This is a genomic window from Dorea sp. 210702-DFI.3.125, from assembly GCF_020560945.1.
Taxonomy (GTDB): Bacteria; Bacillota; Clostridia; order Lachnospirales; family Lachnospiraceae; genus Dorea; species Dorea formicigenerans.
In genome coordinates this window covers 1-4,584 of sequence record NZ_JAJCNF010000054.1, presented here as the reverse complement: position 1 = coordinate 4,584, position 4,584 = coordinate 1, and the positions used below count along the sequence as shown (strand labels likewise).

The 4,584-nt window shown below is 45.0% G+C and carries 6 protein-coding genes and 1 pseudogene; 6 read left to right on the top strand and 1 reads right to left on the bottom strand.

The genetic code is table 11. The features are described from left to right. Nucleotides 1-44: 44 nt before the first annotated feature. The 6 genes and pseudogenes from LI164_RS15355 to LI164_RS16200 form a co-directional block, all read left to right on the top strand. Nucleotides 45-923, top strand: a pseudogene (locus LI164_RS15355) (VirD4-like conjugal transfer protein, CD1115 family); the annotation flags it as partial. A gap of 125 nt (nucleotides 924-1,048) precedes the next feature. Continuing rightward, nucleotides 1,049-1,207: a Maff2 family mobile element protein gene (locus tag LI164_RS15350; RefSeq protein WP_196027763.1), complete on the top strand. Its 159-nt coding sequence runs from the start codon at nucleotides 1,049-1,051 to the stop codon at nucleotides 1,205-1,207. A 155-nt stretch (nucleotides 1,208-1,362) separates the two neighbouring features. Further along, a complete protein-coding gene (locus LI164_RS15345; RefSeq protein ID WP_002593556.1) occupies nucleotides 1,363-1,635 on the top strand; it encodes a helix-turn-helix transcriptional regulator in 273 nt (90 codons plus the stop codon). Continuing rightward, nucleotides 1,595-1,972 carry a TnpV protein gene (locus LI164_RS15340; protein ID WP_009274452.1) on the top strand — a complete coding sequence of 126 codons (378 nt, stop codon included), beginning with the start codon at nucleotides 1,595-1,597 and terminating at the stop codon, nucleotides 1,970-1,972. The genes LI164_RS15345 and LI164_RS15340 overlap by 41 nt, the downstream gene beginning before the upstream one ends. Before the next feature lie 116 nt (nucleotides 1,973-2,088). Beyond that, the gene (locus LI164_RS15335; RefSeq protein WP_227083177.1) at nucleotides 2,089-2,523 is read left to right on the top strand and encodes a MarR family winged helix-turn-helix transcriptional regulator; all 435 of its coding nucleotides are present in this window, start codon (nucleotides 2,089-2,091) and stop codon (nucleotides 2,521-2,523) included. Continuing rightward, the gene (locus LI164_RS16200; RefSeq protein WP_003020289.1) at nucleotides 2,516-3,817 is read left to right on the top strand and encodes an MATE family efflux transporter; all 1,302 of its coding nucleotides are present in this window, start codon (nucleotides 2,516-2,518) and stop codon (nucleotides 3,815-3,817) included. Before LI164_RS15335 ends, LI164_RS16200 begins: the two co-directional genes overlap by 8 nt. A gap of 93 nt (nucleotides 3,818-3,910) precedes the next feature. Here LI164_RS16200 and LI164_RS15325 read toward each other — a convergent pair. Further along, nucleotides 3,911-4,584, bottom strand: a 674-nt coding sequence (locus tag LI164_RS15325) for a transcriptional regulator (RefSeq protein ID WP_227087359.1), incomplete at its 5' end; no start/stop codon positions are given.

Sequence of the window (4,584 nt, the reverse complement as noted above, 5' to 3'; positions counted from 1 at the left end):
TGACTTCTTTTTGAATTTGATGAAAAAGTCCTTGACTTTTCGTCTCTGGCAAAACAGCGAAGTCGATTTTGATTTCCTGTGGTGCCAGACTTGCACCATTTGATATTGCGGAACTTCGTGAGATCATGAGTTACGATGAAATGGAACTGGATATGATGGGAGATCAGAGGTCTGCATTGTTTGTCATTATCTCGGATACAGATGATACCTTTAACTTTGTGGTAGCAATGATGTACAGCCAGTTATTCAATTTATTATGCGACAGGGCAGATGATGTACACCATGGCAGACTGCCGTATCATGTAAGAATCCTCTGTGACGAGTTCGCAAATATCGGACAGATTCCGAAGTTCGACAAGCTGATCGCAACCATACGAAGCAGAGAAATATCTGCTTCTATTATACTCCAGTCGCAGTCACAGTTAAAGACTATTTATAAAGATGCTGCAGAAACCATTTTAGGGAATTGTGACACAATGCTGTTCCTTGGAGGAAAAGAAAGTTCCACTTTAAAAGAGATTTCAGAAACACTTGGTAAGGAAACCATTGATTTATATAATACTTCGGATACGAGAGGGCAGAGCCGTTCTTACGGGATGAACTATCAGAAAACCGGAAAAGAACTGATGAGCAGGGATGAACTTGCGGTGATGGATGGAAATAAGTGTATCCTCCAGCTAAGAGGTGTCCGTCCGTTTTTCAGTGACAAGTATGATATTACAAAACATAAACGCTATAAGGAACTGTCTGATTACGATAAACGCAATGAATTTGATGTGGAAGCGTACATGAGGCACAGAATGGAAGTAAAACTTACAAGGTCAGAGGAGTTTGACCTGTATGTGTTCTCAGAGGACAGTCTTATGGAACAGGAAAATAATGAAAACAAGGAAGCAGAGCATGTAGAAAATCCAACTACATAGCTCTTTTTCTTTGCCCTTTTGGGAGGTGAGAGGATGCACAGGTATGAACGACCGCCCATCAGGGCAGAGCCGGTCAGAATACAGCAGGAATTTATAAGCGAAAAACTTGAGAGGAGATAAAACATATGTCGTTTTTTAATTCAGCAATCAATATTTTACAGACACTTGTAGTAGCAATCGGAGCAGGTCTTGCAGTATGGGGAGTTATTAATCTTCTGGAAGGATACGGCAACGACAATCCTGGGGCTAAGTCACAGGGAATCAAGCAGTTTATGGCTAATTAAAGGGAACAAAAAGAAAGGAAAAGCACAATCCAGACGGTATCAGCGGCAGGCTACAAGAATAAATTGTGATTTCACAAGATTGGTGCTATAATAAGAGAAAAGTTCCTGCCGGGGCAGCCGCCCCGGTGGTATGGATAGAAAGGCAGGAAAGCAATATGCACATCAGCTATAAACCACTCTGGCATACACTGTTAGAGCGTGATATGAGAAAAGAAGATTTAAGGCTTGCCGCCGGTATGACAACGAATATGATTGCCAACATGAGCAAAGAGGGAAAGCACATCAGCATGGACACATTAGCCCGTATCTGCGAAACGCTGAATTGTGAGATTACCGATGTGATTGAGTTAGTACCAGACGAGCCTGCTTCCACAGGAGGTAAGGAACATGAGCGAATTGAAACCAAGAATAACGGAAAACGGAATTGATTATATCCTTGTCGGAGATTACTATATCCCAGATTTGAAGCTGCCGGAGGAACATCGCCCTATCGGAAAGTACGGACGGATGCACCGGGAGTATTTAAGAGAAGTCCACCCAGCCAAATTGAACACCTTGACCTTGACAGGGGAGTTATGGACATACCTTGCAGACCTGAACGAACAGGCACAGGAACGGTTAGACACCATCATGGAGCAGATGAAAGATGCCGAGGGCGTGACCGAGGAATTGAAACGAACCCAACAAATGGAATGGGTGCGGCGTTGCAATAACATTCACAACCGGGCAGAAGAAATTATTTTGCAAGAGATGATTTATTCATAACGGTATGGTAGAATGATTATGACAAATAAGAATTTTTTGCTCCATACGCCCTTGACAATAGTCCTTACAATATACTATAATAGTATTTGTAAATACTATTTGTAAGAGGAGGACTTATGGAAAACAATCATTTTAACGTTGCGTGGGAGAAAAGCACTGCGCTATATACAAAAGCAGCTTCAGTACTTGGCATCGGATACCCGGAAATGATGGTGCTGTATGCGCTGGAATCCATGGGAGAACTGACGCAAAAGCAGATCGCAGAGAATTTCGGTATGCAAAAACAGACGGTTCATACGGTCGTGAGCGCACTTCAAAAGAAGGGCTATTTACTGTTGGAGGCCAGCGAGGGCGATAAACGTGAGAAGCGGATCGTCTTGACTGAAAGCGGACAGGTATACGCCCACAGAATGATTGCGCCTTTACGAAAAGCCGAGGAGAAGGTTTATAGAACAATCGGGAACGAACGGCTCCAAGCCATGTGTGAAATTCTTGACCTTTTCAATCTTCTCTTTGAAAGAGAGCTGAGAGGAGGGCTGGGCAGTGAATAACAAGCGGACTTTCTTTCAGTATGTGATTCCGTCCGTGTTATCCTTTGCGCTTTCCGGGGTGTATGCCATCGTTGACGGTTTCTTTGTAGGCAACTCAATCGGGGATGCCGGACTTTCCGCAATCAACATTGCATATCCCATCACGGCGGTCCTGCAATCCGTAGGGACAGGAATCGGAATGGGCGGTTCAGTCAAATACTCCATTCTGAAAGCAGCAGGAAATGAGAAAAAAGCACGGGAGTTCGTTGCCGGTGCAACATGGCTGATGCTTCTTTTCAGCGCTGTCCTGACTGTCACCGTTTTCTTCACTTCAGAGAAAATCCTTTCTGCCCTTGGTGCATCGGGCGAGTTGCTTACTCTGGGAAATGAGTATATCAAGGTAATTGCCCTTGGAGCGATTTTACAGGTGTTCGGCACCGGACTGGTTCCGTTTATGCGTAATTACGGCGGTTCTTTGTGGGCAATGATCGCTATGATCTGCGGCTTTGCTACCAATGTTGCTCTTGACTATACTTTTGTGTGGGTTCTTGGACGGGGCATGTACGGTGCGGCATTGGCGACCATTATTGGGCAGGGAGTTACCATGGCGGTTGCACTCGTGTATTGCGCCATCAAAAAGAACCTCACTCTGAAAATCGCACCTGTTGATACCCCGAAAACGGCATTTCAGATATTAAAAATCGGACTTGCTCCATTTGGCTTGACCCTTGCCCCAAATATCTCTCTTGTGATCATCAACCGATTTTCGGTTTATTATGGCGGACAGGAGGCTATCGCCACCTATGCCTGTATCTCCTATATCATCTGCATTGTTTATCTTCTTTTGCAGGGTGTCGGTGATGGTAGCCAGCCGCTCATGAGTCAGTTCTACGGAGCAGGCGAAGAAAAATCGCTCAAACAAACCAAAACGCTGGCGTATGAATTTTCCATGGTTTTGGCGGTAATCAGTGCGATTCTGATTTACCTGCTCCGTGGAAAGATTGGACTACTGTTCGGTTCATCTGCCGAGGTAAACGCAGGGGTCATAAAGGTCATGCCGATCTTCCTTGTGTCGGTTCCGTTTGACGCCATCACACGAGTTTCCGCGGCGGCTTTCTACGCAACCGAAAAAAGTGTGCTGTCCTATGTTCTGACCTTTATCGAACCCATCATCATGCTGGTGTTGATGCTGATGCTGCCGCCGGTGTTTGGCGGTCAAATCACGATTTGGTGGAGCGCCGTATTTGCAAAGGTCATTACCGCATCAGTAAGCATTGTGCTGTCCGTTAGATACAGCGCACAAAGAAATCGATAACTTCCAGTTTATCGTTCTGATTTTCAACTGAATAACCACAGTAAAAACCGCTGCTACATGGAAGCTAACAAACCATGCAACAGCGGTTTTTCTTTACCGTTTTTTCCTTTGGCTGATAGGCGTTCCCATTTTCTTTGATTTTTTGAGAATCCGAATGAGCCAGCGGAATTCTTCTTCCGACAGATTTTTATAGTTGATACCGAGTTGCTTGCAATAAAGGATGACCAGCTTTTCATCCCGACTGCCCTTGAAATTTTCGACCGCTTCCAGATTTTCTTTCAGTTCATCGGCAACGGTGGTCTGGGGCGCACTCTCACTGTCCTTTTTGTGAGTTTCCCGAATATCCCGGATAATGAGATTGAGGTCATCCAGAACCATGTGGCTGAAATATTCATCATCGCTGATATGGGCGGCTTGCAGCACTTTCAAATGCGGGTCATCTTCGCCGGGGCGATACCGTTCAATGATTTCATGCCGGACGGTATCGACAAGTGCATTGAGATTTTGAATCTGCATGGTGGCAATCCCGTCCACATAAATCTCAATGTCTGCAAGAAACTTGATAAAATCTTTATGTGTGGCAAGCTCACAGAGCAGACGGTTGTTAATCCGACCGCTTTTCAGGAGAGCAACCATCTCATCATTCAAATGCAGCTCCGTCAATGACGTGTTGATCTGCTCCCTGTTCTCTGTCCGGCACAGTAGATAATCAACGGAAACCCCATAGAAGTCTGCCAGCGTGATAAGGTTGCCATGATTGATTTCCT

Bases quoted from the DNA above. Each gene is read 5' to 3' on its own strand.
- LI164_RS15350 (WP_196027763.1), top strand. From the start codon at position 1,049: ATGTCGTTTTTTAATTCAGCAATCAATATTTTACAGACACTTGTAGTA.
- LI164_RS15345 (WP_002593556.1), top strand. From the start codon at position 1,363: ATGCACATCAGCTATAAACCACTCTGGCATACACTGTTAGAGCGTGAT.
- LI164_RS15340 (WP_009274452.1), top strand. From the start codon at position 1,595: ATGAGCGAATTGAAACCAAGAATAACGGAAAACGGAATTGATTATATC.
- LI164_RS15335 (WP_227083177.1), top strand. From the start codon at position 2,089: ATGGAAAACAATCATTTTAACGTTGCGTGGGAGAAAAGCACTGCGCTA.